This is a genomic window from Pseudomonas sp., assembly GCF_050739655.1.
Lineage (GTDB): Bacteria > Pseudomonadota > Gammaproteobacteria > Pseudomonadales > Pseudomonadaceae > Aquipseudomonas.
Map to the genome: position 1 here is coordinate 1 of NZ_JBOIBY010000516.1, position 25,137 is coordinate 25,137.

General features: G+C 58.1%; 22 protein-coding genes and 1 pseudogene. 10 read left to right on the top strand and 13 right to left on the bottom strand.

Annotation, left to right across the window (positions count from 1 at the left end; all coding sequences use genetic code 11):
• Nucleotides 1-29: 29 nt before the first annotated feature.
• Both aroE and hemF read right to left on the bottom strand, forming a co-directional pair.
• Nucleotides 30-851, bottom strand: coding sequence for a shikimate dehydrogenase (aroE, locus tag ACRESJ_RS24295; protein WP_431760170.1), 822 nt, complete (start codon nt 849-851; stop codon nt 30-32).
• A 13-nt stretch (nt 852-864) separates the two neighbouring features.
• The gene (hemF, locus tag ACRESJ_RS24300; RefSeq protein WP_431760171.1) at nt 865-1,779 is read right to left on the bottom strand and encodes an oxygen-dependent coproporphyrinogen oxidase; all 915 of its coding nucleotides are present in this window, start codon (nt 1,777-1,779) and stop codon (nt 865-867) included.
• A 175-nt stretch (nt 1,780-1,954) separates the two neighbouring features.
• On the opposite strand from hemF, the gene ACRESJ_RS24305 reads away from it, so the two are divergent.
• Entirely contained in the window at nt 1,955-2,932 is a 978-nt protein-coding gene (locus tag ACRESJ_RS24305) for an NADPH:quinone reductase (RefSeq protein WP_431760172.1), read from the top strand.
• A gap of 132 nt (nt 2,933-3,064) precedes the next feature.
• Here ACRESJ_RS24305 and ACRESJ_RS24310 read toward each other — a convergent pair whose 3' ends face one another.
• From ACRESJ_RS24310 to ACRESJ_RS24320, 3 genes are all read right to left on the bottom strand, one after another.
• A complete protein-coding gene (locus ACRESJ_RS24310) occupies nt 3,065-3,622 on the bottom strand; it encodes an L-threonylcarbamoyladenylate synthase (RefSeq protein WP_431760173.1) in 558 nt (185 codons plus the stop codon).
• 54 nt (nt 3,623-3,676) lie between these two features.
• Nucleotides 3,677-4,783: a DNA-processing protein DprA gene (gene dprA / locus ACRESJ_RS24315; protein WP_431760174.1), complete on the bottom strand. Its 1,107-nt coding sequence runs from the start codon at nt 4,781-4,783 to the stop codon at nt 3,677-3,679.
• Nucleotides 4,784-4,863: 80 nt separating this feature from the next.
• Nucleotides 4,864-5,889 (bottom strand): LysM peptidoglycan-binding domain-containing protein, encoded by a 1,026-nt coding sequence (locus ACRESJ_RS24320; protein WP_431760175.1) that lies wholly within the window; start codon nt 5,887-5,889, stop codon nt 4,864-4,866.
• A gap of 171 nt (nt 5,890-6,060) precedes the next feature.
• Between ACRESJ_RS24320 and def the strand changes: the two genes are divergently transcribed.
• From def to ACRESJ_RS24345, 5 genes are all read left to right on the top strand, one after another.
• Nucleotides 6,061-6,567 (top strand): peptide deformylase, encoded by a 507-nt coding sequence (def, locus tag ACRESJ_RS24325; protein WP_130903760.1) that lies wholly within the window; start codon nt 6,061-6,063, stop codon nt 6,565-6,567.
• Between the two features lie 69 nt (nt 6,568-6,636).
• Entirely contained in the window at nt 6,637-7,596 is a 960-nt protein-coding gene (gene fmt / locus ACRESJ_RS24330; RefSeq protein WP_431760176.1) for a methionyl-tRNA formyltransferase, read from the top strand.
• The gene (gene rsmB, locus ACRESJ_RS24335; protein WP_431760177.1) at nt 7,593-8,903 is read left to right on the top strand and encodes a 16S rRNA (cytosine(967)-C(5))-methyltransferase RsmB; all 1,311 of its coding nucleotides are present in this window, start codon (nt 7,593-7,595) and stop codon (nt 8,901-8,903) included. The genes fmt and rsmB overlap by 4 nt, the downstream gene beginning before the upstream one ends.
• A gap of 21 nt (nt 8,904-8,924) precedes the next feature.
• Nucleotides 8,925-10,301, top strand: a complete 1,377-nt coding sequence (trkA, locus tag ACRESJ_RS24340; protein WP_008002298.1) for a Trk system potassium transporter TrkA — start codon at nt 8,925-8,927, stop codon at nt 10,299-10,301.
• Between the two features lie 151 nt (nt 10,302-10,452).
• Nucleotides 10,453-10,767: a tetratricopeptide repeat protein gene (locus tag ACRESJ_RS24345; RefSeq protein WP_431760178.1), complete on the top strand. Its 315-nt coding sequence runs from the start codon at nt 10,453-10,455 to the stop codon at nt 10,765-10,767.
• Here the strand turns inward: ACRESJ_RS24345 and ACRESJ_RS24350 are convergent, their stop codons facing one another.
• The 3 genes from ACRESJ_RS24350 to tag all read right to left on the bottom strand — a co-directional run bounded on the left by ACRESJ_RS24350 (nt 10,768) and on the right by tag (nt 12,565).
• Nucleotides 10,768-11,007: a PilZ domain-containing protein gene (locus ACRESJ_RS24350; RefSeq protein ID WP_431760179.1), complete on the bottom strand. Its 240-nt coding sequence runs from the start codon at nt 11,005-11,007 to the stop codon at nt 10,768-10,770.
• A gap of 72 nt (nt 11,008-11,079) precedes the next feature.
• Complete coding sequence (locus tag ACRESJ_RS24355) at nt 11,080-11,967, bottom strand: lysophospholipid acyltransferase (protein WP_431760180.1); 888 nt, start codon at nt 11,965-11,967, stop codon at nt 11,080-11,082.
• A gap of 40 nt (nt 11,968-12,007) precedes the next feature.
• The gene (gene tag, locus ACRESJ_RS24360; RefSeq protein ID WP_431760181.1) at nt 12,008-12,565 is read right to left on the bottom strand and encodes a DNA-3-methyladenine glycosylase I; all 558 of its coding nucleotides are present in this window, start codon (nt 12,563-12,565) and stop codon (nt 12,008-12,010) included.
• An 81-nt stretch (nt 12,566-12,646) separates the two neighbouring features.
• Here tag and glyQ point away from each other — a divergent pair, with 81 nt between their 5' ends.
• The 4 genes from glyQ (at nt 12,647) to ACRESJ_RS24380 (ending at nt 17,066) form a co-directional block, all read left to right on the top strand.
• A complete protein-coding gene (glyQ, locus tag ACRESJ_RS24365) occupies nt 12,647-13,600 on the top strand; it encodes a glycine--tRNA ligase subunit alpha (RefSeq protein ID WP_008155694.1) in 954 nt (317 codons plus the stop codon).
• Entirely contained in the window at nt 13,597-15,651 is a 2,055-nt protein-coding gene (gene glyS, locus ACRESJ_RS24370) for a glycine--tRNA ligase subunit beta (protein ID WP_431760182.1), read from the top strand. The genes glyQ and glyS overlap by 4 nt, the downstream gene beginning before the upstream one ends.
• A 6-nt stretch (nt 15,652-15,657) precedes the next feature.
• The gene (gene gmhB / locus ACRESJ_RS24375; protein WP_431760183.1) at nt 15,658-16,197 is read left to right on the top strand and encodes a D-glycero-beta-D-manno-heptose 1,7-bisphosphate 7-phosphatase; all 540 of its coding nucleotides are present in this window, start codon (nt 15,658-15,660) and stop codon (nt 16,195-16,197) included.
• A gap of 89 nt (nt 16,198-16,286) precedes the next feature.
• A complete protein-coding gene (locus ACRESJ_RS24380) occupies nt 16,287-17,066 on the top strand; it encodes a lysophospholipid acyltransferase family protein (protein ID WP_431760184.1) in 780 nt (259 codons plus the stop codon).
• Between the two features lie 477 nt (nt 17,067-17,543).
• On the opposite strand, the pseudogene ACRESJ_RS24385 reads toward ACRESJ_RS24380, so the two are convergent.
• From ACRESJ_RS24385 to gyrB, 5 genes and pseudogenes are all read right to left on the bottom strand, one after another.
• Nucleotides 17,544-19,217, bottom strand: a pseudogene (locus ACRESJ_RS24385) (DEAD/DEAH box helicase family protein); the annotation flags it as partial.
• A gap of 167 nt (nt 19,218-19,384) precedes the next feature.
• Nucleotides 19,385-20,188: an IS21-like element helper ATPase IstB gene (istB, locus tag ACRESJ_RS24390; RefSeq protein WP_431760185.1), complete on the bottom strand. Its 804-nt coding sequence runs from the start codon at nt 20,186-20,188 to the stop codon at nt 19,385-19,387.
• Nucleotides 20,181-21,680: an IS21 family transposase gene (gene istA / locus ACRESJ_RS24395; RefSeq protein ID WP_431760187.1), complete on the bottom strand. Its 1,500-nt coding sequence runs from the start codon at nt 21,678-21,680 to the stop codon at nt 20,181-20,183. The genes istB and istA overlap by 8 nt, the downstream gene beginning before the upstream one ends.
• A gap of 103 nt (nt 21,681-21,783) precedes the next feature.
• On the bottom strand, nt 21,784-22,146 hold the full coding sequence (locus ACRESJ_RS24400; RefSeq protein WP_431760186.1) for a DNA cytosine methyltransferase: 363 nt from the start codon (nt 22,144-22,146) through the stop codon (nt 21,784-21,786).
• A gap of 529 nt (nt 22,147-22,675) precedes the next feature.
• Nucleotides 22,676-25,093, bottom strand: a complete 2,418-nt coding sequence (gene gyrB, locus ACRESJ_RS24405) for a DNA topoisomerase (ATP-hydrolyzing) subunit B (protein ID WP_431760188.1) — start codon at nt 25,091-25,093, stop codon at nt 22,676-22,678.
• Nucleotides 25,094-25,137: the final 44 nt, after the last annotated feature.

Here is a 25,137-nt window from a genome sequence, read left to right on the forward strand (position 1 = left end):
CTGTGGGAGCGGGCTTGCCCGCGATGCTTTTAAAGAGCTAGCTGACGACGCAATTCGGCCAGCACCGGCGCCGTATCCGGCCGCACCCCGCGCCACAGGAAGAACGCCTCTGCCGCTTGTTCGGCCAACATCCCCAACCCGTCCATGGCCACCGCCGCACCATGCTCGCTGGCCCAGCGGCAGAACGAAGTCGGTTCCTTGCCATACATCATGTCGTAGCAAACGGTCTTGCCCGGTTCGATGAGGCTGCTGGCAATCGGTGGGACATCACCAGACAAGCTCGCGGATGTCGCGTTGATGATCAGGTCCACCGACTCCTCCAGCCAGTCGTAGCCGCTGGCCGATACCGGCCCCAGATCGCAGAACAGCTCCGCCAGCAGCTCAGCCTTGTCCACTGTGCGATTCGCGATGACCACCGACGCTGGCTGCTCGGCCAGCAAAGGCTCCAGTGCACCGCGCACTGCGCCGCCGGCGCCCAGCAACAGGATGCGTTTGCCCTTGAGGCTGAAACCGGCGTTGACGGTCAGGTCCCGCACCAGTCCGGCGCCGTCCGTGTTATCGCCCAGTAAAGTGCCGTCGGCCAGTTTGCTCAGCGTATTCACAGCACCGGCCCGTTGTGCCCGCGCGGTCAAGCTGTCGGCCAGGCGATAGGCCTCTTCCTTGAACGGGACCGTCACATTCGCCCCGCGGCCCTCGAGGAAAAATGCCCGGGCGCAGCCGGAAAAATCGTCCAAGGGCGCCAGCGAGGTGCTGTAGTCGAGTTTCTGCGCGGTCTGTTCGGCGAACAGACGATGAATCAGCGGCGATTTGCTGTGGCCAATCGGGTTACCGAAAACGACATAACGGTCCATCAACTTTCCTCGTTCAGGCCTTGGCCAACCAATCGCGGTCTTGCAGGAAGTATTCGGTCAGGCGCGCTTCTTCGCTGCCAGGCTCGGCTTTCCAGTCGTAACCCCAGCGCACTTGCGGGGGCAGGGACATGAGGATCGACTCGGTGCGTCCACCCGATTGCAGGCCAAACAACGTGCCACGGTCGTAGACCAGGTTGAACTCGACGTAGCGCCCGCGACGGTACTCCTGGAATTCCCGTTGTTTTGCGCTGAACGCATCGTTCTTGCGACGCTGCACGATCGGCAGGTAAGCCTCGATGTAGGCATCACCGATGGCGCGCATGAAGGCAAAGCTGGTGTCGAAGTCCCACTCGTTCAGGTCATCGAAAAACAGGCCGCCAATGCCCCGTGGCTCGTGGCGATGCTTGATGTGGAAGTAGCTGTCGCACCAGGCTTTGTAACGCGGGTAGACATCCGCGCCAAACGGCGCGCAAGCCTGCTCGGCGACACGGTGCCAGTGCACGCAGTCTTCTTCATTGCCGTAGTAGGGCGTTAGATCGAAACCGCCGCCGAACCACCAGACCGGCTCTTCGCCTTCTTTTTCAGCGATGAAGAAACGCACGTTGGCGTGGGAGGTCGGGACATGCGGGTTGTGCGGATGAATCACCAGCGACACCCCCAGGGCTTCGAAACCACGACCGGCCAGCTCTGGCCGATGGGCGCTGGCGGAAGGTGGCAGACCACTGCCAAAGACGTGGGAAAAATTGACGCCGCCCTTCTCGATGACCGCGCCATTTTCGATCACCCGGGTACGTCCGCCACCGCCGGCAGGTCGGGTCCAGGCGTCTTCGACGAAACGCGTGCCGCCGTCCTCAGCCTCCAGGGCAGCGCAAATACGGTCTTGCAGGTCGAGCAGGTAGGCTTTTACGGCCTCGGTGCGGGTAGTCATGGCATCACCTTGGATCGGGCAAAGCTACGCGGCGCTCCATCGGAGGTCAGCCTGCGCAAATGGGCGCGTAGCATACCACCGCCGATACGCTCGTCGCTGTTGACGAAGATCAAGCTTAGGAGTTCGATGGGGCGCTTCGTAACTGAAACCCAAGCAGCGACTCAGGAGAGTGCAGATGGCAAAGCGTATCCAGTTCCGTGCCCATGGCGGCCCCGAAGTGCTTGAGTATGTGGACTACCAGCCCGCCGAGCCCGGCACCAATGAAGTTCGCGTCACCAATAAGGCCGTTGGCCTGAATTTCATCGATACCTATTACCGCAGTGGCCTGTATCCACCACCGGCCTTGCCATCGTGCCTGGGTTCGGAAGGCGCCGGCGTGGTCGAGGCGGTTGGCAGCGCAGTCACCCGGTTCAAGGTCGGTGATCGCGTGGCATACGGCAGTGGCCCGCTGGGTGCCTACAGTGATGTTCACGTTTTGCCCGAGGCAAACCTGGTGCACCTTCCGGACGCCATCAGCTTCGAACAGGCGGCCGGCGTGATGCTCAAGGGCCTGACGGTGCAATACCTGCTGCGCCAGACCTATGAACTCAAGGGTGGCGAGACCATCCTGTTCCACGCCGCTGCCGGTGGCGTCGGTTCGCTGGCTTGCCAATGGGCCAAGGCGTTGGGGGTCAAGCTGATCGGTACGGTGAGCTCCGCGGAGAAAGCCGCGCTGGCCAAGGCCAACGGCGCGTGGGCGACCATCGACTACAGCCACGAAAACGTCGCACAGCGGGTGTTGGAATTGACCGACGGCAAAAAAGTCCCGGTGGTGTATGACGGCGTCGGCAAGGACACCTGGCTGACTTCACTCGACAGCGCTGCGCCGAGAGGGCTGGTGGTGAGCTTCGGCAATGCGTCCGGTGCGGTGGATGGGGTGAACCTGGGGATACTGGCGGGGAAAGGCTCGCTGTATGTCACCCGGCCGACTCTGGGCACCTATGCCAACAACGCCGAGAACTTGCAGCGTATGGCAGACGAGCTGTTCGAGATGATCATCAGTGGCAAGCTGAAGGTGGATATCAGCCAACGTTATCCACTGGCTGATGCAGCCAAGGCGCAGACTGAGTTGTCGGCGCGGCGTACAACCGGCTCGGTTGTGTTGTTGCCTTAACATTTTCGGCGCCTGATCGGGCCTCATCGCGGGCAAGCCCGCTCCCACAGTGTTTTCTGTTGATTACAAAATTGGTGTTCACAGAAGAATCTTGTGGGAGCGGGCTTGCCCGCGATTGGGAGCGCCGCGGTCTTAATCCGGGCGCACCACATGCCCCGTCGCCAGATCGCGAATCACGCTCGGGTTCTTGCGCCCGCCGAGCATCCCGCCTAGCACCAGATCAACCTCCCCACGGAAATACTGCTCGACGCGAAGCCGTGTACGCGCCGCCGGCCGGCCCTGAGGGTTGGCGGAAGTCGACACCAGCGGCCCGACCAGCGAACACAAGTCCCGCACTTGCGGATGATCGCTGACACGCAATGCCACCGTTTCATGCACACCGGTAATCCACTCCGGCAACAGGTTCTGGTGCGGCACCAGCCAGGTATTTGGCCCTGGCCAAGTGCTGGCCATGCGATCCATCCACAGTTCAGGGAAGTCTTCGAACAGGAAATCGAACTGGCGGATGTTATCGGCGACCAGAATCAGGCCTTTATCCACCGACCGACCCTTGATCAGCAGCAAACGCTCCACTGCCTCTTCGTCCCATGGATCGCAACCCAGACCCCAGACAGCTTCGGTTGGGTAGGCAATCACCGCCCCTGCGCGAACTGCTTGTGCGGCTTGCTGCACACGCCAACTGTTGACCATGAAAAACTCTCCAGAATAAGGCTCTGCGCAGTTTACCGTTCCTGCTTATAAAACCTAGCTCACTCGCGCAAACCAGCGCCCGTTTTCACATACGGCGCTGCCATCCATTTCCAGCTCCGTCAACGCCGCCAACACTTTGGGTAACGGCCAGCCGCTGGCGACGGCCAATGCTTCACTGGTGTGAGGGGCTGCATGCAGCAGCATTAACAAGGGATGACTCGTCGAAACTTCGTTAACCTCTGAAAACAAGGGTTGTTGCTGCCAGCCACGCAGGGCTTCGAGAATATGTTCGATGGTCTCCACCAGCACCGCACCGTCGCGGATCAGTTGATGGCAGCCTCGCGCACCGGGGTGATGGATCGACCCCGGTATCGCGTAAACCTCACGTCCCTGGTCCGCCGCCAGCCTGGCGGTGATCAATGAGCCGCTGGCGACACTGGCCTCGACCACCAGCACACCAAGGGACAAACCACTGATGATGCGATTGCGTCGGGGGAAGTTGCTGGCACTGGGGCCAGCATCCAGCGGAAACTCCGACAGCACCGCGCTGCCCGAGGCAATCATGGCGTCCGCCAGCCGCCGATTGCGCTGTGGATAAAACTTTTCAAGACCGGTGCCAAGCACCCCGACCGTTTGCCCGCCAACGTCCAAAGCGGCCTGGTGCGCGGCGGCATCGATACCCAGCGCCAAACCACTGGTGATGACAAAACCGGCGCTCGCCAAACTGCGGGAAAATGCCGCGGCGGTATCCATGCCCGGTCTTGAAGCACGACGACTGCCGACCATCGCCAATTGCGGTTTTTCCAGGATGCCCGGATCACCCGCCACGAATAGCAGCGGCGGCGCATCGCTGATTTGCGCCAGCAGCGCCGGGTAGTCGGGCTGGTCCCACATCAGTAAATGCTGGCCCGGACGCTCCAGCCAAGCCAAGGCGTGGCTCGCGCCGTCGCGGATTTCAGCGCTTCGCCTGGCCTCAGAGCACGCCAATGGCAAGCCCAGTGCGCGCCAGGCACTGGCCGGTGCGCTGATGGCTTTGGAAGCAGAACCGAAGGCCTCGAGCAGCTTCTTGAAACGCGCCGGACCGAGTTCCGGCAAACGATGCAAGCGTAAACGGGCTTCCAGTTCCGCAGGGGAAACCGGTGCAACGGCAGTCAGTGACATGGATCATCCTTGATCGTTATGTACGCCCTTACAAACGGGCATAAGCTGTGGATAACTCTGTTGGTAACTTGTGAAGCACGCTATGGATTTCGCACCTTATCCATCACCGCCAGCGAGCGCGAAGCATTGAGGACCAGCCCGTAGCTGAGCTTGTCGTAGGTGCGAAACACCATCAGCAGCCCGGCGCGCTCATCGGGAATTTTCAGTGGCTGGCCGGTGATCCGGTCACGCACGGTTTCACCGGTTTTCATCACCACTAATACGTTGCCTTCGGCCAGACCATCGCGCAGGCCCTTGTTCAGCGTGACCACATCCATCGCGCCGATCTGGGTCACCCCCCTCGGTACATCTATGATCAAGCCGTTGACCTCGGTGTTGGGTGCGCTGGGCATGAAAGTCGAGTTGATCGAGCGCTCTTCGCCACTGAACAAGCGGTCGCCAAGGCGCACTTCCTGGGTGGTACGTTGCAACGCCAGCGTGGCGACATCGCCTTCGGTGGCCACGATCTCGCCGCCACCGATGTCATCGGCGTTGATGCCCAGAAATTCCTGGGTCTGCGGATCGGTGTAGACCTTGCCCTGGCGGAAGATGCCGTAGACGGGTTGCTCGGGGTCGAAATGGCCGCGAGCGAAGATGCGGTCGCCGATGCCGCTGAGCACGCGTTCGGCATCGCCGGCCACGATGTACGGCGCTTTATCAAAATCCTCGACCTTGTCGACGATGCGGTTGCTCAGCAGAAAGCTGTTGATCGACTTCAGTGGAATGCTCGGAATCGCGTCGGCTACCGGGCTGGTGCGCACCCGTGGCGAGAGCTTGATGGTCCCCCGCGACTGGCCTCGGTTGAGCGTCAGGCGTGGCTGGCCATCGACGTAGACCAGTGACAGCGTATCGCCGGGGTAGATGATATTGGGGTTTTCGATCTGGGGATTGGCCTGCCACAACTGCGGCCACTGCCACGGCTGGCGGAGAAACTTTGCGGAGATGTCCCAAAGCGTGTCTCCCGTTGCCACGATGTATCGCTGTGGAAAACCTTCCCGAAGTTGCACTTGCCCGTGCGCCAAACCGGCCGAGGCCAGAAGGAGCAAGGCGAGTAGTGATTTCCTCATGCGGTGAATCCCTTTATTATGTGCGTTCGCGTGAAACGCAAGAGCCGTCAGTGGCTCGCTCCCGACTTGCTTATGAACAGAAGGGGGCTACGTTTTACAACGGTAGCCTGCATCTTCGGAGCAGCCAGGCCATCGACCCGACCTTACTCCACACGTGCAGTAATCAAGCTTATGGCCATTTTAGACATCCTCGAATTCCCCGACTCGCGCCTGCGCACTATCGCCAAACCTGTGGCCGTAGTGGACGACGAAGTGCGTCAGTTGGTCGATGACATGTTTGAAACAATGTATGAAGCGCCAGGCATCGGCCTCGCCGCGACCCAGGTCAACGTGCACAAACGTATCGTCGTGATGGACCTTTCCGAAGACCGCACCGAACCGCGAGTGTTCATTAACCCCGAGCTCGAACCCCTGACCGAAGACATGGGTCAGTACCAGGAAGGTTGCCTGTCGGTACCAGGTTTCTACGAAAACGTGGATCGCCCGCAAAGGGTCAAGGTCAAGGCGCTGGACCGCGACGGTCAGCCTTACGAACTGATCGCCGAAGATTTGCTCGCCGTGTGCATCCAACACGAATGCGACCACCTGAACGGCAAATTGTTCGTCGACTACCTGTCTACGCTTAAACGCGACCGCATCAAGAAGAAACTGGAAAAGCTGCACCGCCAGAACGCCTGATGCCCCTCTTCAAAGGCTTGCCGCGGCAAGCCTTTTTCTTTTCAAGCTGCTTTTTAATCGAGAGCTTCCATGACTGAGCCACTGCGCATTGTCTTTGCCGGTACCCCGGAATTCGCCGCCGAACACCTCAAGGCCCTGCTAAGCAGCCCTTACGAGATCGTTGCGGTCTACACCCAACCGGATCGTCCGGCGGGCCGTGGGCAAAAACTGATGCCGAGCCCGGTCAAACAGTTGGCTCTGGAAAACAATATTCCGGTGTTGCAACCGCCAACGCTGCGCAACGAAGACGCTCAGGCTGAACTGGCCGCGCTGAAACCGGACTTGATGGTGGTGGTCGCCTATGGCCTGATCCTGCCGCAAGTGGTGCTGGATATTCCGCGCCTGGGCTGCATCAACAGCCACGCCTCGTTGTTGCCGCGCTGGCGCGGTGCAGCGCCGATCCAGCGTGCGGTGCAAGCAGGCGACGCCGAAAGTGGCGTGACCGTGATGCGCATGGAAGCCGGCCTCGATACAGGGCCGATGCTGTTGAAAGTCACCACGCCAATCAGCGCCGAAGACACCGGCGGCAGCCTCCATGATCGTCTGGCGCAAATGGGTCCACCTGCGGTGATTCAGGCGATTGCCGGCCTCGCTGCCGGTACGCTGCAAGGCGAAGTGCAGGACGACAGCCTCGCTACCTATGCGCACAAATTGAACAAAGACGAGGCGCGCATCGACTGGACTCGCCCGGCAGTTGAGCTGGAACGTCTGGTTCGTGCCTTCAATCCATGGCCGATCACCCACAGCACCTTGAATGGCGAAGCCCTGAAAGTGCTGGCGGCGAACCTTTCTGAAGGCAAGGGCGCGCCGGGTGAAATCCTCGGCGCCAGCAAGGACGGTCTGATTGTCGCTTGCGGTGAACAGGCCTTGTGCCTGACCCGCCTGCAACTGCCCGGCGGCAAGGCACTGAACTTCAGCGACCTGTTCAACAGCCGGCGCGAGAAATTCGCCACCGACACTGTGCTCGGTCAAGCGGCGGACGCTCAATGAATCCTCGTCTTGCCGCCGCCAAGGCACTTGCCGCCGTCCTCAGCGGAAAAGCTTCGCTCAACAGTTCGCTGCCAACACAACTGGACAAGGTCGAGGACCGTGATCGTGGTTTCACCCAGGATCTGGCCTTCGGCACCGCACGCTGGCAACCGCGCTTGTCGGCGCTGGCGGCCAAACTGTTGCAGAAACCTTTCAAGGCTGCGGACGCCGATGTCGAGGCGTTGCTCCTGGTTGGTCTCTACCAATTGCTCTACACCCGCGTCCCGGCCCATGCTGCCATCGGTGAAACCGTCGGTTGCGCCGACAAGCTGAAAAAGCCCTGGGCCAAGGCATTGCTCAACGCTGTGCTGCGTAATGCTCAGCGTGAAAGCGAAACGATTTTCGCCGAGCTGGAACGTGACCCGGTGGTACGCACCGCTCACCCACGCTGGCTGCAAAAGTCGCTCAAGGCTTTCTGGCCTGAGCAGTGGGAAGCCATTTGTGCGGCGAACAATGCGCATCCGCCGATGATCCTGCGCGTCAATCGTCGTCATCACAGCCGCGACGCCTACCTCGCATTACTGAACGATGCCGGCATTGCCGCTACGCCGTGTGTCTACAGCCGCGACGGCATCATCCTTGACGCCGCCGCCGACGTGCGCGGCCTGCCGGGCTTTGCCGATGGCTGGATCAGCGTGCAGGACGAAGCTGCGCAATTGGCCGCCGACCTGCTGGATCTGGCCCCGGGACAACGGGTGCTCGACGCGTGCTGCGCACCAGGCGGCAAGACGTGTCACATCCTTGAAGCCGAGCCAAAGCTGGCCGGCGTTGTGGCCGTGGATCTGGAAGCCAAGCGTCTGGTGCGGGTGCGTGAAAACCTCGAACGCTTGAAGCTCAGCGCCGAATTGATCGCCGCTGACGGTCGCGATACTCAGGCATGGTGGGACGGCAAGCCATTCCAGCGCATCCTGCTCGACGCCCCGTGCTCTGCCACCGGTGTGATTCGCCGCCACCCGGACATCAAGCTCACTCGCCAACCTGACGACATTGCCGCGCTGGCGGTGCTGCAGGGCGAATTGCTGGACGCCATGTGGATGACTCTGGAAGTGGGCGGAATTCTGCTCTACGCCACCTGCTCTACATTGCCCACCGAGAACACTGAAGTCATCGAAGCGTTCCTCACCCGCACGCCGGGAGCCCGTGAACTGGACCTGGTCACGGCGGCCGGAATCAAGCAGCCCCATGGCCGCCAGTTGCTGGCCCAGGAGGGCGGCCACGACGGGTTCTATTACGCCAAGCTGATCAAGATCGCCGCCGCGCGCGGTTAACCGGTTTAAGGGAGTGACTGGATGAAAATCATCATCCTCGGCGCAGGACAGGTCGGTGGTTCGCTGGCGGAACACTTGGCCAGCGAGGCTAACGACATCACCGTGGTCGACACCGATGGTGAACGCCTGCGCGACCTCGGTGATCGCCTGGACATCCGCACGGTGCAGGGCCGCGGCTCATTCCCGACCGTGCTGCGCCAGGCCGGTGCCGACGATGCTGACATGCTGGTCGCCGTCACCAACAGCGATGAAACCAACATGGTCGCCTGTCAGGTCGCCCACACTCTGTTCCACACTCCAACCAAAATCGCTCGGGTGCGCGAAGCCGCGTACCTGACCCGTGAAGAACAGCTGTTCCAGAACGAAGCGATTCCGGTGGACGTGCTGATCAGCCCGGAACAAGTGGTCACCAACTACATCAAGCGCCTGATCCAGCATCCGGGCGCCTTACAGGTGATCGACTTTGCCGAAGGCAAGGCGCAACTGGTGGCAGTGCGGGCTTACTATGGCGGGCCGCTGGTGGGCCAGCAACTGCGGCAATTGCGCGAGCACATGCCCAACGTTGAAACCCGCGTTGCCGCGATTTTCCGCCGAGACCGGCCGATCCTGCCCCAAGGCGATACGGTGATCGAGGCCGACGACGAGGTGTTTTTCATCGCCGCCAAAGCGAACATTCGCGCGGTCATGAGCGAAATGCGCCGTCTCGACGAAACCTATAAGCGCATCGTCATCGCCGGTGGCGGGCAGATCGGTGAGCGGCTGGCCGAGGCCATCGAGAGTCGCTACCAGGTGAAGGTCATCGAGATGAACCCGGCTCGCTGCCGTCATCTGTCGGACCACCTCGACAGCACCGTGGTGTTGCAGGGCAGCGCTTCGGACCGTGACTTGCTGCTTGAAGAGAACATCGCTGATGCCGATCTGTTCCTGGCACTGACCAACGATGACGAGGCCAACATCATGTCGTCGCTGCTAGCCAAGCGCCTGGGGGCGAAGAAGGTGATGACCATCATCAACAACCCGGCCTACGTCGATCTGATCCAGGGCGGCGACATCGATATCGCCATCAGCCCGCAACTGGCGACCATCGGCACGTTGCTGGCCCACGTACGCCGTGGCGACATCGTCAGTGTGCACTCACTGCGCCGGGGTGCGGCGGAAGCCATCGAAGCCATTGCCCACGGCGATGCGAAATCGAGCAAGGTGATCGGCAAGGCCATCGAGAACATCGGCCTGCCACCGGGCACGACCATCGGTGCGATCATCCGCGATGAAGAAGTGATCATCGCCCACGACGACACCGTGATCGAGACCGGGGATCATGTGATCCTGTTCCTTGTGGATAAAAAGCACATTCGTGATGTGGAGAAGTTGTTCCATGTGGGGTTGAGCTTCTTCTGAAGGACTGACCTACCCCAAACGATCGTTCCCACGCTCCGCGTGGGAACGCATCAATGGACGCTCTGCGTCCGGCTTTGAAAGGGGGTCGCAGAGCGACCCGGGCGGCATTCCCACGCAGAGCGTGGGAACGATCACTGACTGAGAGGCCCTTATGATCGAATCCCTGGAAAAAATGCTCGCCAAGGGTGTGGATAACGCCTTGCTGCGCTTCGGCCTCGGCAAGGGTTATCTGGATTTGGGGGAAAACGACAAGGCTGTGGAGCATTTTCAGCGCTGCGTCGAGATTGATCCGAAGTACTCGGCTGCCTGGAAGCTATTGGGTAAGGCCTACTTGGCGCTGGCGGACCATGCGGCCGCACGCCAAGCCTGGGAACAAGGCCTGCAAGCGGCTCAAAACCATGGCGACAAGCAAGCCGAGAAAGAAATGACGGTGTTCCTGAAGAAACTCGACCGTCAGGGGCACTGATCAGAGATAGCGCAAGCCGATGCCGTCGTCGTCCACCTGCACCACTTCCATGCGCACCCTCGGTGCACCGGTGGGCAAGCCCTGGACCTGGCCGTAAACCACTGCGCCCCTGACCAGGGTCGACAGGGCAGGATGCTTGACATAGACACCCGTGGTCGAAAGATTGCGCGTCTGGCCCAGGCATTCGCCAAAGCTTTCGTGACTGATCTTGATGCGAAATGATTTGCGGTGTTCGGACATCTATTGCGCCCTTTAATGAACGGTTGTGGATAACCCCGATCCCGTGTTTATCCACAGATCATGCCAATCGGTTCAATACCAGCGTGCTTCACCCGGTGGGCGTTTCTTGAAGCGTTTCATACTCCACATGTACTGGCTCGGATAGGCTCGAACATATCGCTCCACTACCTGGCTCATTGCCGCGCAGGACGTCGCGGTATCGGTGCTGTACATGGCTTCGGGGGCGGCTTCCAGGATCACTTTGTAGCCCGAACCGTCCGGCAAGCGCAGGGCATGCAAAAACACACCGACGGCTTTGCCACCGGCGAGCATGTTCGGCACGAACTTGCTAGTCAACGCCTGAGTGGCGAAGAACGGAACGAAGATACCGGCCGATTCGGAAGGTTCCGGGTCAGCGGGAATACCCACTGCACCACCTTTGCGCACTTCCTTGATGACGCTAAGGATGCCTTCCTTGGTGGAAGCGGCCACCTTGTTGCCCAGTTGTACCCGCTGTTTCTGTAGCAATTCATCTACCGCCTTCAGTTTTGGCGGCCGATAAAAAATGATCGGTTTACATTGGCTGCAATAGAAGTGGTTGAGCACTTCCCAGTTGCCCAAGTGGCTGGTGATGCCCACCACGCCCTTGCCGGAGGCGAGGGCGTCTTTCAATACGTCGAGGCCTTCAACTTCACGAACCAGATCGATGGAGCGCTGAGCCGGCCAGATCCAGGCGCAGGCGCTTTCGGTCAGGGACTTGCCGATGTCCTTCAGACTCTGGCCCACCAGCCGTTCGCGCTCGGCGGGATCCATGTCCGGAAAACACTTGGAAAGATTGATCCGCACGACGTCGCGGGAACGGTTTGGGGTTTTCCACATGACCCAGCCAATTGCCGAGCCCACGGCTTGCACCGCCCGCCACGGAAGCAGGGCAAACAGCCGCAGAGCGCCTACCAGCAAGGCGCCTTTAAACTTATCCACAGGTCACTCCTGATCTTGTGCTGTGCGCGAGGCGGCTATTCTAACCGCCGTTCACCAGCATCGCGTAGCGGTCGCAATCCTGGGTGTGGTCCATGACCATGCCGCTGGCCTGCATCAGCGCGTAGCAGATGGTCGGGCCGACGAACGTGAAGCCCGCCTTTTTCAAGCCTTTGCTCATCTCTACCGCTGTCGGCGTGACGGCCGGGACCTCACTGCGATCCCTGAAATGATTGATCACAGGCTTGCCACCGATGAACGACCAGAGAAACGCCACCGGGTCCTCCAGCGCCAGCCAGGCCTGGGCATTGCGCCTGGCCGCATTGAGCTTGAGCCGGTTGCGGATGATCCCCGGGTCGAGCATCAACTCGTCGATTTCGGCATCGCTCATCTGCGCCACGCGCTGCACGTCAAAGCCGAACATGACCTGGCGATAATGCTCGCGTTTGCGCAGCACGGTGATCCAGGAAAGGCCGGCCTGGAACCCTTCGAGCAAAAGCAACTCGAACAAACCCTGCGCATCGCGTAGCGGCGTGCCCCACTCCTGATCGTGATAAGCCATGTACAGCGAATCTTCGGAACACCAAAAGCAGCGTGGCATAAGGCTCCAGGGGGCGTGCGCAGCAATGAATCGGGTATACTCCCGCTCTTTAAATCGCAGCCCAAGAAACAGGTGAATTTCGTGAGCCAGCCTACGCCAGCCGTGCGTACCTTCCAAGACTTGATCCTCGCCCTCCAGCAATACTGGGCCGAGCAAGGTTGTGTGGTACTTCAGCCCTACGATATGGAAGTAGGCGCCGGCACTTTCCACACTGCTACATTCCTGCGCGCCATTGGCCCGGAAACCTGGAACGCCGCCTACGTGCAACCAAGTCGTCGTCCGACTGACGGCCGCTATGGCGAAAACCCGAACCGTCTGCAGCACTACTATCAGTTCCAGGTAGTCCTGAAGCCGAACCCGGACAATTTCCAGGAACTGTACCTGGGCTCCCTCAAGCACGTGGGTCTGGACCCGCTGGTGCATGACATCCGTTTCGTCGAAGACAACTGGGAATCGCCAACTCTGGGCGCCTGGGGTCTGGGCTGGGAAGTCTGGCTCAACGGCATGGAAGTGACGCAGTTCACTTACTTCCAGCAAGCGGGCGGCATCGAGTGCTACCCGGTGACCGGCGAGATCACTTACGGTCTTGAGCGTCTGGCCATGTACCTGCAAGGCGTGGACTCGGTCTACGACCTGGTTTGGGCTGACGGCCCGATGGGCAAGGTGACCTACGGCGACGTGTTCCACCAGAACGAAGTGGAGCAGTCGACCTACAACTTCGAACACGCCAATGTCGAGAAACTGTTCGAACTGTTCGATTTCTATGAAAGCGAAGCCAAGCGTCTGATCGAACTCGACCAGCCGCTGCCGTTGCCGAGCTACGAAATGGTGTTGAAGGCTTCCCATACCTTCAACCTGCTGGATGCGCGCCGGGCGATTTCCGTGACTGCGCGTCAGCAATACATCCTGCGTGTACGCACCCTGGCGCGTTCCGTTGCGCAAGCCTACCTGCTGGCTCGCGCCAAGCTGGGCTTCCCGATGGCGACCCCGGACCTGCGTGACGAAGTACTGGCCAAGCTGGAGGCTGCACAATGAGTGCTCTGGATTTTCTGGTTGAACTGGGCACTGAAGAACTGCCACCCAAAGCCCTGAACACCCTGGCTGAGGCGTTCCTTGCCGGTATCGACAAGGGCCTGCAAGCCGCCGGCCTGAACTACGAGACCAAAACCGTTTATGCCGCGCCACGCCGCCTGGCTGTGCTGATCACCTCGCTGGCCACCCAGCAGCCCGATCGCAGCATCAACCTTGATGGCCCGCCACGTCAGGCTGCGTTCGATGCCGAAGGCAACCCGACCCAAGCGGCACTGGGCTTTGCCAAGAAGTGCGGCGTCGACCTGAGCGAAATCGATCAGAGCGGCCCGAAACTGCGCTACAGCCAAAGCATCGCCGGCAAGCCGACCGCGAGCCTGCTGCCAACCATCGTCGAAGATTCCCTGAACGACCTGCCGATCCCGAAACGCATGCGTTGGGGCGCGCGCAAAGAAGAATTCGTTCGTCCGACCCAATGGCTGGTGATGCTGCTCGGTGATCAGGTCATCGACTGCACCATCCTCGCCCAGAAGGCCGGCCGCGATTCCCGTGGTCACCGTTTCCATCACCCGGAAAACGTACGCATCGGTTCGCCGTCCAGCTACCTGGCCGACCTGCGTGCCGCTTATGTATTGGCCGATGCCAATGAGCGTCGCGACATCATCAGCAAGCGCACCGAAGAGCTGGCGACCCGTCAGGAAGGCACCGCGATCGTGCCGCCGGACCTGCTAGACGAAGTGACCGCGCTGGTTGAATGGCCGGTGCCGCTGGTGTGTTCGTTCGAAGAACGCTTCCTCGACGTGCCGCAAGAAGCGTTGATCACCACCATGCAGGACAACCAGAAGTACTTCTGCCTGCTGGATGCCGACGGCAAGTTGCTGCCACGTTTCATTACCGTGGCCAACATCGAGAGCAAAGACCCACAGCAGATCATCGCCGGTAACGAGAAAGTGGTTCGCCCACGCCTGACCGACGCCGAGTTCTTCTTCAAGCAAGACAAGAAGCAGAAACTCGAAGACTTCAACCTGCGCCTGCAAAACGTGGTGTTCCAGGAAAAACTCGGCAGCGTCTACGACAAGGCCGAACGTGTTTCCAAACTCGCCGCCTACATCGCAGCGCGTATCGGTGGCAACGCTTCGTGGGCTGCCCGTGCAGGTTTGCTGTCCAAGTGCGACCTGGCTACCGAAATGGTCGGCGAGTTCCCGGAGATGCAAGGTGTCGCTGGTTACTACTACGCCCTCAACGACGGTGAACCGGAAGACGTCGCGCTGGCGCTGAACGAGCAATACATGCCGCGCGGTGCTGGCGCGCAATTGCCGTCCACCCTGACCGGTGCGGCCGTGGCCATCGCCGACAAGCTCGACACCCTGGTGGGTATCTTCGGCATCGGCATGCTGCCAACCGGTAGCAAAGACCCGTACGCACTGCGCCGCGCAGCATTGGGCGTACTGCGCATCCTGATCGAGAAGCAACTGGATCTGGACCTGAACGACGCTGTTGGCTTCGCCGTCACGGCGTTCGGTGCCAAGGTCAAGGCTGCCGGCCTGAACGAATCGGTACTGGAATTCATCTTCGACCGTCTGCGTGCCCGTTACGAAGACGAAGGCGTCGATGTCGCCACCTACCTGTCGGTTCGTGCCCTGAAACCCGGTTCGGCTCTGGACTTCGACCAGCGCGTACAAGCGGTACAGGCCTTCCGCAAACTGCCGGAAGCCGCAGCCCTGGCAGCGGTGAACAAACGTGTATCGAACTTGCTGAGCAAGGTCGAAGGTTCGGTGCCTACCGTCGTCGAAGCCAAGTACTTCGACAACGCCAACGAGTTCTCCCTGTACTCGGCGATCCAGCAGGCTGACCAGGCTGTACAACCAATGGCCGCCTCGCGCCAGTACAGCGAATCCCTCGCGCGCCTGGCTGCACTGCGCGAGCCGGTGGATGCGTTCTTCGAAGCCGTGATGGTCAACGCGGAGGACGCAAAAGTCCGCGCCAACCGTTATGCGTTGCTGGCGCGTCTGCGTGGGCTGTTCCTCGGCGTCGCCGATATTTCGTTGCTGGGGTAAGTCTGTTTGAAACTGCTGATTCTCGATCGGGACGGAGTGATCAATTACGACTCCGACGCTTATATCAAGTCGGTGGAGGAGTGGACTCCACTTCCCGGTTCGATCGAAGCCATCGCGCAGTTGAGCAAAGCCGGCTGGACGGTAGCGGTCGCTACCAACCAGTCGGGCATCGCTCGCGGCTATTACGACCTCGCCACCCTGGACGCCATGCACGAGCGCTTGCGCGCGCTGGTGGCGGAGCAGGGCGGTGAAGTTGGCCTTATCGTCTACTGCCCACACGGGCCGAACGAAGGCTGCGATTGCCGCAAGCCGAAACCCGGGATGTTGAAAAACATCGCCTCCCATTACAACGTGTCGCTGACCAACGTCTGGTTCGTCGGCGACAGCCTTGGTGACCTGGAAGCCGCGAAAGCCGTCGATTCACAGCCAGTTTTGGTAAAGACCGGAAAAGGCGAAAAGACTTTGGGCAAGACCCTTCCGGTAGGCACATTGATTTTTGACGATCTGGCGGCGATTGCCGCAGAACTTGTGCACAAATGCACTTAACTAAGTGTGCGCTTCTCAATTTCCTGGCAAGGGATGATAGGAAAGTGCGCTTTATATAGGCGGGCAATGCCCGCAACGGTAACGTCACCATGTCGATACTGCAGGCCATCAGAACCTTCCTCTTTTACCTGCTGCTGGGCACCAGCTCCTTACTGTGGTGCAGCCTGAGCTTTTTTATCGCGCCTTTCCTGCCATTCAAGGCGCGCTATCGTTTCATCAATGTTTACTGGTGCCGCTGCGCCTTGTGGTTGAGCAAGGTGTTCCTTGGCATTAGTTACGAAGTCAAAGGCGCAGAGAACGTGCCAGAGCGGCCCTGCGTGATTGTGTCGAATCACCAGAGCACCTGGGAGACGTTCTTTCTGTCTGCCTATTTTTCGCCACTGAGCCAGGTGCTCAAGCGCGAGTTGTTGTACGTGCCGTTCTTCGGCTGGGCCATGGCCATGTTGCGTCCGATCGCCATCGATCGTGACAACCCGAAAGCAGCGCTCAAACAAGTCGCGTCTAAGGGTGATGTGCTGCTCAAGGACAAAGTCTGGGTGCTGATTTTCCCTGAAGGCACGCGCGTTCCCTTCGGCACCATCGGCAAATTCTCCCGCAGCGGATCTGCGCTGGCGGTGAATGCCGAACTGCCCGTGCTACCGATCGCGCATAACGCTGGCAAATTCTGGCCGAAAACCGGTTGGGCAAAGAAGCAGGGGGTGATCACCGTGATGATCGGCGCACCGATGTATGCCGAAGGCAGCGGTCCGCGCGCCATTGCTGATTTGAATGATCGGGTACAGGCATGGAATGAGCAGATGCAGCAGGAAATGGGCTCTCTGCCTCCGGCTCCACAAGCACCGATTGCCAATGATCAGGTCGCTGTCTGAGTTTCTGTGGATAACCTGTGCACCATTTTCTTTCAGGGTGCCACGATTTACTTGTAACTACATGATTTATATACATATTTCATAAACTGATAAAATCTCAGAAAACGTGCATAAGTTTTTTTCGGGCGCAAAAAAACCGGCTGATATAGCCGGTTTTTTTGTGCCTCGATTTAGTTGTATGTGCCGACGTCAGGTCTGTGATCCGCAGGTAATAAAAAAGGCCAACGCATATGCGTTGGCCTTTTTCGTAAGGCAGGTTACCGGTGTCGATGGGCATATTAAGTGTCATGCGTACCCTAGGTGGAATCAGGGTTCCACGTGGAACATGGGCACCATAAATGTCGCTGATGTGCCGTAAATAGTGTCGTTTTGCGTTTTTTTGACCTTATTAAATGTCGTTTCCGGAACCAGCATCCTCATCGTGCTGAAGGCGCATGCTAGCTGCATCTGAAATCCGAATCCAAATGGACCGTACTACTAGAGCAAGTCCATAGTGGCTAGGGAATCAGCCATTCGGTAACCCATCGCTTTGTACCCCGCCTGCCGCTTATCCCACATCCTCATCAACGCGACATTGCCCGCGTCAACGAAGTCGATCACTCGTACGTCGCCTTTATCGGCATGCGCTCGATGCAATCGGCCTGCGTATTGCTGAAGTATTCCTTTCCAAGAAATGGGCATTGCCAGCACCAATGTGTCCAATGCTGGATGATCGAAGCCTTCGCCAACTAGCTTTCCAGTTGCAACGAGGACGCGTGGAGCATCTGACGGCAGTGAGTCAAGCTCGTGCATGCGGGCGATTCGCTGTTTTTTTGGTACCCGCCCATGAAGTGTAAAAAGGTTATGCACGCGCCCCTTCAATTCAGCCTCAAGAGCATCCACATGTTCAGTGCGCTCAGTCAGCACCAAGATTTTCCTACCTTGGTTAAAGGCTAGCTCAACCTCGGAGACAATTTTGGCTGTACGCTCGATATCGTCGGCTAAACGTCGAAACACATCCTGAATCCCTGAGCCATCGGGGACGACAATAAGCTTGGAAAGTAATCGGGGCACGACAGACAAATCATGAGGGGCACTTGCCGGTCGAGTAGCAGAGTGCCGGATCGGTCCGCATTGCATAAAGATAATAGGTTGCTGCCCATCACGGCGTACTGGAGTTGCTGTAAGTCCCACCACATACCTTGCGGCAGCGCTCCTCAGTAACGATTCGAAGGAAACCGCCGATACGTGATGGCACTCATCAACTATGATCTGGCCATAGTTTTTTACCGTATCGCTCACTTCACCTTTTCGCGATAAAGACTGCATTACAGCGATATCGATGATACCTGTGGGTTTTGCCTTCCCACCACCAATGGTTCCTACAATGCCATTGCCGACGCCTAAAAACGCCTGCAAACGCTCTTGCCATTGCCTTAGCAGCTCAGTCCTGTGCACAAGCACTAACGTGTTAACACTGCGCTTCGCTATCAACGCGGCAGCAGTCACGGTTTTGCCAAATGCGGTCGGCGCACAAAGGATGCCAGCGTCATGATCAAGCATCTCGCTAACCGCAACTTCCTGATCAGTACGTAATGTACCGAGGAAACTCACCTCGATGGGCTCACCTGCAAAGCGTTCATCTTGAAACTCAGGGGCTATTCCATTTCCCTTTAACAGGTCCAGCGCCGCATCCAAGCAGCCACGTGGTAAAGCGATATGTTGAGGAAAATTTTGCGCACAGCCAATGATCCGAGGCTTGTTCCAGACGGACATTCGCATTGCCTGGGCTTTATAAAACTCAGGATTTTGAAATGCCGCGAGTCGGACAAGCTGGTTTGCCAAGGGTTGCGGTAACTCCGATTTTTCGAAGTACACCAGGTTTGCCAATGTGATACGGAGAGACGCAGGTAACGGGCAAGTCAACTTATGCGATCTCGTATCGCGGCCTTTCCAAGGCTCTGCATCCCCCTCGTCCTCGACATACGCGACGCCTACAGGATCACGGTTACCCATCGCCCGGATAATAGCCGGCTCAATATCCCCAGGGCTCATCCGCTGAACGGAGGCCAGAAAGGCCCATTGATCGGAATGAGGTTCCAGTGACTCATCTACAAATACGCTGTTATTTTGCGCCCTTGCACGCTTTTGCAAAGGCAGAGCAATGAGGTGTTGGCGCTGATTGAACACTGACCCACCCTGCCGATTGAAAATTGACCCAGGGCGGATTGCTGATTTTTGTCCCAGCAATTGTGGATAAGCTTAGCAGTAGTGTCCTAGTTGAAGACGCATCTGGCCCCACCGCATGCAGGCATGCGGAAGGGTGTTTACGGTGCAGATCAAAACGGCTCATCGTCCTCAATACCATCTTCGCCCTTGCGCTTTCGTTCACGCGATTTGATCTTTGTCTGAGCGGCCAAGGTGCTGTGTTGCAGGCGGTAGGACTCGTTGCCCGTTTCGACGATATGGCAGTGGTGTGTCAGCCGATCCAGCAACGCTGTGGTCATCTTGGCGTCGCCAAACACACTCGACCATTCCGAGAAGCTGAGATTGGTGGTGATGACCACGCTGGTGTACTCGTACAGTTTTGAAAGCAGGTGAAATAACAGCGCGCCACCACTCTGACTGAAGGGCAAATACCCAAGCTCATCGAGTATCACCAGGTCTGTCCGAAGCAGTCCCTGGGCGATTCGGCCTGCCTTACCATCGTACTTTTCACGCTCCAGCAGGTTGACGAGATCGACCGTGGAGAAGAACCGTACTCGTTTGTTATGAGTGGTGATTCCGGACACGGCCAAGGCACTGGCCAGGTGTGTTTTTCCGGTTCCAGGCCCACCGATGAACACGACATTTTGCGCAGTCTCCGTAAACTCAAGGCTGGATAATTCCTTGATTAGACGGGCATCAGCGCTGGAAGCGCTGAAGTCAAAGCCAGCTAAATCACGGTGCATGGGGAGCTTTGCCATGTTCATCTGATGATTCACTGAGCGCACGGCGCGATCTGCCTGCTCCTGTTGGAGCAGATGCTCAAGCAGCCACTTCGAGGATGCCGTCGAAGCTTCTCCCTGGGCCGCCAGTTCTTCCCAAGCTTGCGCCATGCCATGCAGACGCAGTTCTTTAAGTTCTGCCATCAAGTCACGCATTGCGGCTCTCCTCATCTGTTGTACGGAGTTGGTCATATCGGGCCGTGTTGGCAACGGGAGCCACCTTGAGTTGCAGGCTGGTTTCTACGGAAGGCGGTGGTGCAGTAGCGGTGAGTCGGGCGAGAACATTTAAGATGTGATCGGCACTCAGACTTCCCGACTCAAGCACCAGTTCTACCGCTACCAGCACCGGGTCGAGACCTGCGATGGGCACGGCAGCGAGCACCTGCGTCATGATTCGATCACCATTGCTGTGACGTCTCAGGCCCCGTTTGAGAAGCCGCAACGGATTGGGCAGATCGGCAAACGGTGCGCCATTGCGCAGTGCACCCGGCTTGCGTTCGATGAGTGGGATGTAATGCTGCCAGTCAAAACTGACCTGATCTCGATCAAAGAGGCGCTCGTGGCTGGCAATCATTGCGTCATCGGCGATGACTACGATCCGGGATGGGTAAAGACGGCTGCTGACCCACTGGCCGACTCGCTCACAAGGCACCGAATAGCGATTTCGCGCCACGCTGATCAGGCAGGTGCTGGAGACCCGAACGGTGCGCTCGACGTAGCCATCAAAGGCCGTCGGCATCGGCATCATTTCGACCCGTTCCAGCTCCAAAACTTCCGCCACCGTAAGTCCGTTGTACTGCGGATGCAGCAGCTCGTTCCAGAGCGCACGACAGCGTTGGCCGAGCCAGGCATTCAGTTCCTCGAAGGTGTGGAACATGCAGTTTTGAGCGTCAAGCCAAATGCGCCGTCGACTGTCTTGAACGTTCTTCTCGACAATGCCCTTTTCCCAGCCAGAGGCTACGTTGCAGAAATCCGGATCGAACAGGTAGTGCGCGCACATCACGGAAAACCGGGCATTGACCGTGCGGCCCTTGCCTTTATTGACCTTGTCGACAGCCGTTTTCATGTTGTCGTAGATGCCGCGACGCGGCACGCCACCTAACGCTCCGAACGAGCGCGTATGTGCATCGAATAGCATCTCGTGACCTTGGCTAGGGTATGCAACCAACCAGAATGCGCGACTGGCGCACAGCTTCATGTGGGAGACCTGGATGCGTCGAAACAGGCCTCCGATCAGCAGCCCTTCTTCGCTCCAGTCAAATTGAAAAGCTTCACCGAGCGCAAACGTCAGCGGTACAAAAGCGCGTAAAGACTTGCCTTGTTCACCTCGCCACGAGCGTACAAACGCCGTGAGCTGGCTGTAGCCGCCGTCATAACCCTCGGCCTTGATCTGCTCGAAAAGTGCTTTGGCGCTTCTGCGATTGTGCTTTGCCCGGAACGAATCGGCTTTCAGCGCCTGTTCCAGCGTGTCGTGGAAAGGGCTGAGTTTGTTGAAGGTCGCGCACCGCTGGTACGCCGGCTGAGTAGCTTCGGGCGCTCTGACCCATTTTCGGATGGTGTTTCTCGACAGCCCGGTACGCTTGGCTATCTGGTGCAGCGAGAGCTTGTCGCGGAAGTACATCCGCCGGATTTTTCCCAACATTTCCATGCTGATCACCCTGTGTTCTCCTGCTCGGAAAGTGAGCAGAAGCAGTTGAACACCTGGGTCAGTTTTCAGTCGGCAGAACAGCCTTTACTGGGTCAGTTTTCGGTCAGCGGCAACAATCTAAATAGGCTTTCAGGGTTTTCGCCCGTGGGTCTGTCAGGCGATCTGTATCACCTGTTGCCCAATATCCTGACTTTGAGAAAGGTTGGCATGGCGGCCCGCCCGCGAGGAGGGTGAGTTCTCTAGGCTGAAGGTTCGCTTGTTGTAACAATTCCCTCGGTGTTAACGAATGGATATCACCAGGACAAGCTACTTTCCATTCTGGATGATTTAGGGTGAGCGTCTTTTGAGCAATTTCGTCGATTTCTACACATAACTTGTTGGTAAATCCTGCCGCGCACAAGCCAAAATCCAGCCCACCTGCTCCGCTGAAGAGAGAAATCATTGTTTTCGTTGGTTTGCTACTCACGCCTTATTCTCACTTTTGGTATTCGAGCAACTCGTCGCCATAGAAACTGAATTCTCGCAATTGGGGCTGTCAGGTTGCTATGTTTGGTGGCCCCGGTGGAGTCAAGCTCATTGAAATCAGCCAATAAAAGCGATCTTCTAGATTGCTTGGCGAAAAGGCTCGTAGCTAAACCCCCTTGCGGCGGGCTGTGTCAAGAAGTCGTGAGCTAACTGTGTTGATACGCATAGGGGCTACCATTTGGCAGCCCCTTTTTTGGTGCATTCATTTCACTTATTAGTGAGAACGTTTCACGTTTTAATGATTTTGGGCGCATTTGGCAGCCGCTTGGGGTATTCCTAGCCACCAGTTTCATACACGGTTCCGCAAGAAATAAAGAAATTACCTTCGTCGGCACCAGTCTCCTAAATCAGCGGGGATCTCGTTCCCCACTGCTTGGTTAGGAAGTAAGCCCAGTCTCTGAGCTGGGGACTCTGAACAACGACAATAACACGCCCACTTGCGACACTTAATGTGCCCATCGACAACCGGATCAGAAGTCCAGGTTGGATACCGCCAAGGCGTTGCTTTCGATGAAGTCACGGCGAGGTTCGACCGCATCACCCATCAGGGTGTTGAAGATCTGGTCTGCGCCAATGGCGTCTTCGATTGTCACTTTGAGCATCCGGCGAACACTCGGATCCATGGTGGTTTCCCACAGTTGATCCGGGTTCATTTCACCCAGACCTTTGTATCGCTGGATGGTGTGACGCTTGGTGCTTTCGGCCATCAGCCAGTCCAGCGCTTCCTTGAACTCGGTGACCGCCTTGCGACGCTCGCCACGCTGGATGTATGCGCCTTCGTCCAGCAGAGTGCTCAATTGAGCGCCCAGGGAAACGACGGTTTTATAGTCGTTGCTGCCGAAGAAGTCGCGGTTGAAAGTGACGTAGTTCGACAGGCCGTGGGAGAACAGCTCGACCTCTGGCAGCCAGACGTTACGTTCACGGTCTTCACGCAGGCTGGCCTTATAGACCAGACCCGACTTCTCGACGGTACGCAGGCGAGCTTCGTACTGTGCCAGCCAATCCTGCATTGCAGCGTGATCAGACAGTTGCTCCATGCTTACGGGAGGCAAGTAGATGAAGTGCTCGGTCAGTTCCTGTGGATACAGGCGCGACAGACGCTTGAGAGTCTTCATCACCAGACGGAAGTCATTGACCAGACGCTCAAGGGCTTCACCAGAAATACCAGGTGCTTCTTCGTTCAGGTGCAGGCTTGCGTCTTCCAGGGCCGACTGCGTCATGTACTCTTCCATGGCGTCGTCGTCTTTGATGTATTGCTCTTGCTTGCCTTTCTTAACCTTGTACAACGGCGGCTGAGCGATATAGATGTAGCCTCGCTCGATCAGCTCCGGCAATTGACGGAAGAAGAACGTCAGCAGCAGGGTACGGATGTGCGAACCGTCGACGTCAGCATCGGTCATGATGATGATGTTGTGATAGCGCAACTTGTCGATGTTGTATTCGTCGCGGCCGATGCCGCAGCCCAGGGCGGTGATTAAGGTGCCTACTTCCTGGGAAGAGATCATCTTGTCGAAACGTGCCTTTTCGACGTTCAGGATTTTACCTTTCAGCGGCAGAATCGCCTGGGTCTTGCGGTTACGTCCCTGCTTGGCGGAACCGCCAGCAGAGTCACCTTCCACGAGATACAGTTCGGACAGGGCAGGGTCTTTTTCCTGGCAGTCAGCCAGCTTGCCCGGCAGCCCGGCGATATCCAGAGCGCCTTTGCGGCGGGTCATCTCACGGGCCTTGCGCGCAGCTTCACGGGCGCGGGCCGCGTCGATCATCTTGCCGACGACCAACTTGGCTTCATTCGGGTTTTCCAGCAGGAAGTCGGAGAAATACTTACCCATTTCCTGTTCGACTGCGGTCTTCACTTCGGAAGAAACCAGCTTGTCTTTGGTCTGGGAGCTGAACTTTGGATCCGGAACCTTGACCGAAATAATTGCAGTCAGACCTTCACGGGCGTCGTCACCGGTGGTGGCGACCTTGTGCTTCTTCGCCAGGCCTTCAGCTTCGATGTAGGTGTTCAGGTTACGCGTCAGTGCGGAACGGAAACCCACCAGGTGAGTACCGCCATCGCGCTGCGGAATGTTATTGGTGAAGCACAACAGGTTCTCGTTGAAGCTGTCGTTCCACTGCAAGGCGATTTCAACGCCAATGCCGTCTTCACGCTGAATGTTGAAATGGAACACCTGGTTGACCGCGGTCTTGTTGGTGTTCAGGTATTCAACGAACGCGCGCAAGCCACCTTCGTACTTGAACAGCTCTTCCTTACCGCTGCGCTCGTCCTTGAGGACGATACCAACACCGGAGTTGAGGAAGGATAGTTCACGGATCCGCTTGGCCAGGATGTCCCAGCTGAAATGGATGTTCTTGAAGGTTTCGCCGGATGCCTTGAAGTGGATCTGGGTGCCAGTGGTTTCGCTGTCGCCAACAATGGCCATCGGCGCCTGTGGCACACCGTGAATGTAGGTCTGTTCCCAGATCTTGCCGCTACGGCGAACAGTCAGGACCAATTCTTCGGACAAGGCGTTAACTACCGAAACACCTACACCGTGCAGACCGCCGGATACCTTGTAGGAGTTATCGTCGAATTTACCGCCGGCGTGCAGCACGGTCATGATGACCTCGGCTGCCGAAACGCCTTCTTCTTTATGCACGTCTACCGGGATGCCACGGCCGTTGTCGCGAACGGTGATGGACTCATCCGGGTGGATGATGATGCTGATGTCGTCGCAATAGCCGGCCAGGGCTTCGTCGATCGAGTTGTCGACCACCTCGAACACCATGTGGTGCAGGCCGCTACCATCATCGGTGTCGCCAATGTACATACCGGGACGTTTGCGTACGGCATCCAGGCCTTTCAGCACTTTAATGCTCGTTGAGTCGTACGTATTTTCTTCGCTCAATGCCTTCACTCCCGATGGTCGTGGGTCTGGGTGATACGGCCCTG

What these genes read in the sequence shown, in the direction of transcription:
- tag (WP_431760181.1), bottom strand. Translation starts at nt 12,565, where the DNA reads ATGCCACGCTGCTTTTGGTGTTCCGAAGATTCGCTGTACATGGCTTAT.
- hemF (WP_431760171.1), bottom strand. Translation starts at nt 1,779, where the DNA reads ATGACTACCCGCACCGAGGCCGTAAAAGCCTACCTGCTCGACCTGCAA.
- ACRESJ_RS24310 (WP_431760173.1), bottom strand. Translation starts at nt 3,622, where the DNA reads ATGGTCAACAGTTGGCGTGTGCAGCAAGCCGCACAAGCAGTTCGCGCA.
- istA (WP_431760187.1), bottom strand. Translation starts at nt 21,680, where the DNA reads ATGGAAATGTTGGGAAAAATCCGGCGGATGTACTTCCGCGACAAGCTC.
- aroE (WP_431760170.1), bottom strand. Translation starts at nt 851, where the DNA reads ATGGACCGTTATGTCGTTTTCGGTAACCCGATTGGCCACAGCAAATCG.
- ACRESJ_RS24305 (WP_431760172.1), top strand. Translation starts at nt 1,955, where the DNA reads ATGGCAAAGCGTATCCAGTTCCGTGCCCATGGCGGCCCCGAAGTGCTT.
- ACRESJ_RS24345 (WP_431760178.1), top strand. Translation starts at nt 10,453, where the DNA reads ATGATCGAATCCCTGGAAAAAATGCTCGCCAAGGGTGTGGATAACGCC.
- fmt (WP_431760176.1), top strand. Translation starts at nt 6,637, where the DNA reads ATGACTGAGCCACTGCGCATTGTCTTTGCCGGTACCCCGGAATTCGCC.
- glyS (WP_431760182.1), top strand. Translation starts at nt 13,597, where the DNA reads ATGAGTGCTCTGGATTTTCTGGTTGAACTGGGCACTGAAGAACTGCCA.
- rsmB (WP_431760177.1), top strand. Translation starts at nt 7,593, where the DNA reads ATGAATCCTCGTCTTGCCGCCGCCAAGGCACTTGCCGCCGTCCTCAGC.
- def (WP_130903760.1), top strand. Translation starts at nt 6,061, where the DNA reads ATGGCCATTTTAGACATCCTCGAATTCCCCGACTCGCGCCTGCGCACT.
- ACRESJ_RS24380 (WP_431760184.1), top strand. Translation starts at nt 16,287, where the DNA reads ATGTCGATACTGCAGGCCATCAGAACCTTCCTCTTTTACCTGCTGCTG.
- istB (WP_431760185.1), bottom strand. Translation starts at nt 20,188, where the DNA reads ATGCGTGACTTGATGGCAGAACTTAAAGAACTGCGTCTGCATGGCATG.
- ACRESJ_RS24350 (WP_431760179.1), bottom strand. Translation starts at nt 11,007, where the DNA reads ATGTCCGAACACCGCAAATCATTTCGCATCAAGATCAGTCACGAAAGC.
- trkA (WP_008002298.1), top strand. Translation starts at nt 8,925, where the DNA reads ATGAAAATCATCATCCTCGGCGCAGGACAGGTCGGTGGTTCGCTGGCG.
- ACRESJ_RS24320 (WP_431760175.1), bottom strand. Translation starts at nt 5,889, where the DNA reads ATGAGGAAATCACTACTCGCCTTGCTCCTTCTGGCCTCGGCCGGTTTG.
- dprA (WP_431760174.1), bottom strand. Translation starts at nt 4,783, where the DNA reads ATGTCACTGACTGCCGTTGCACCGGTTTCCCCTGCGGAACTGGAAGCC.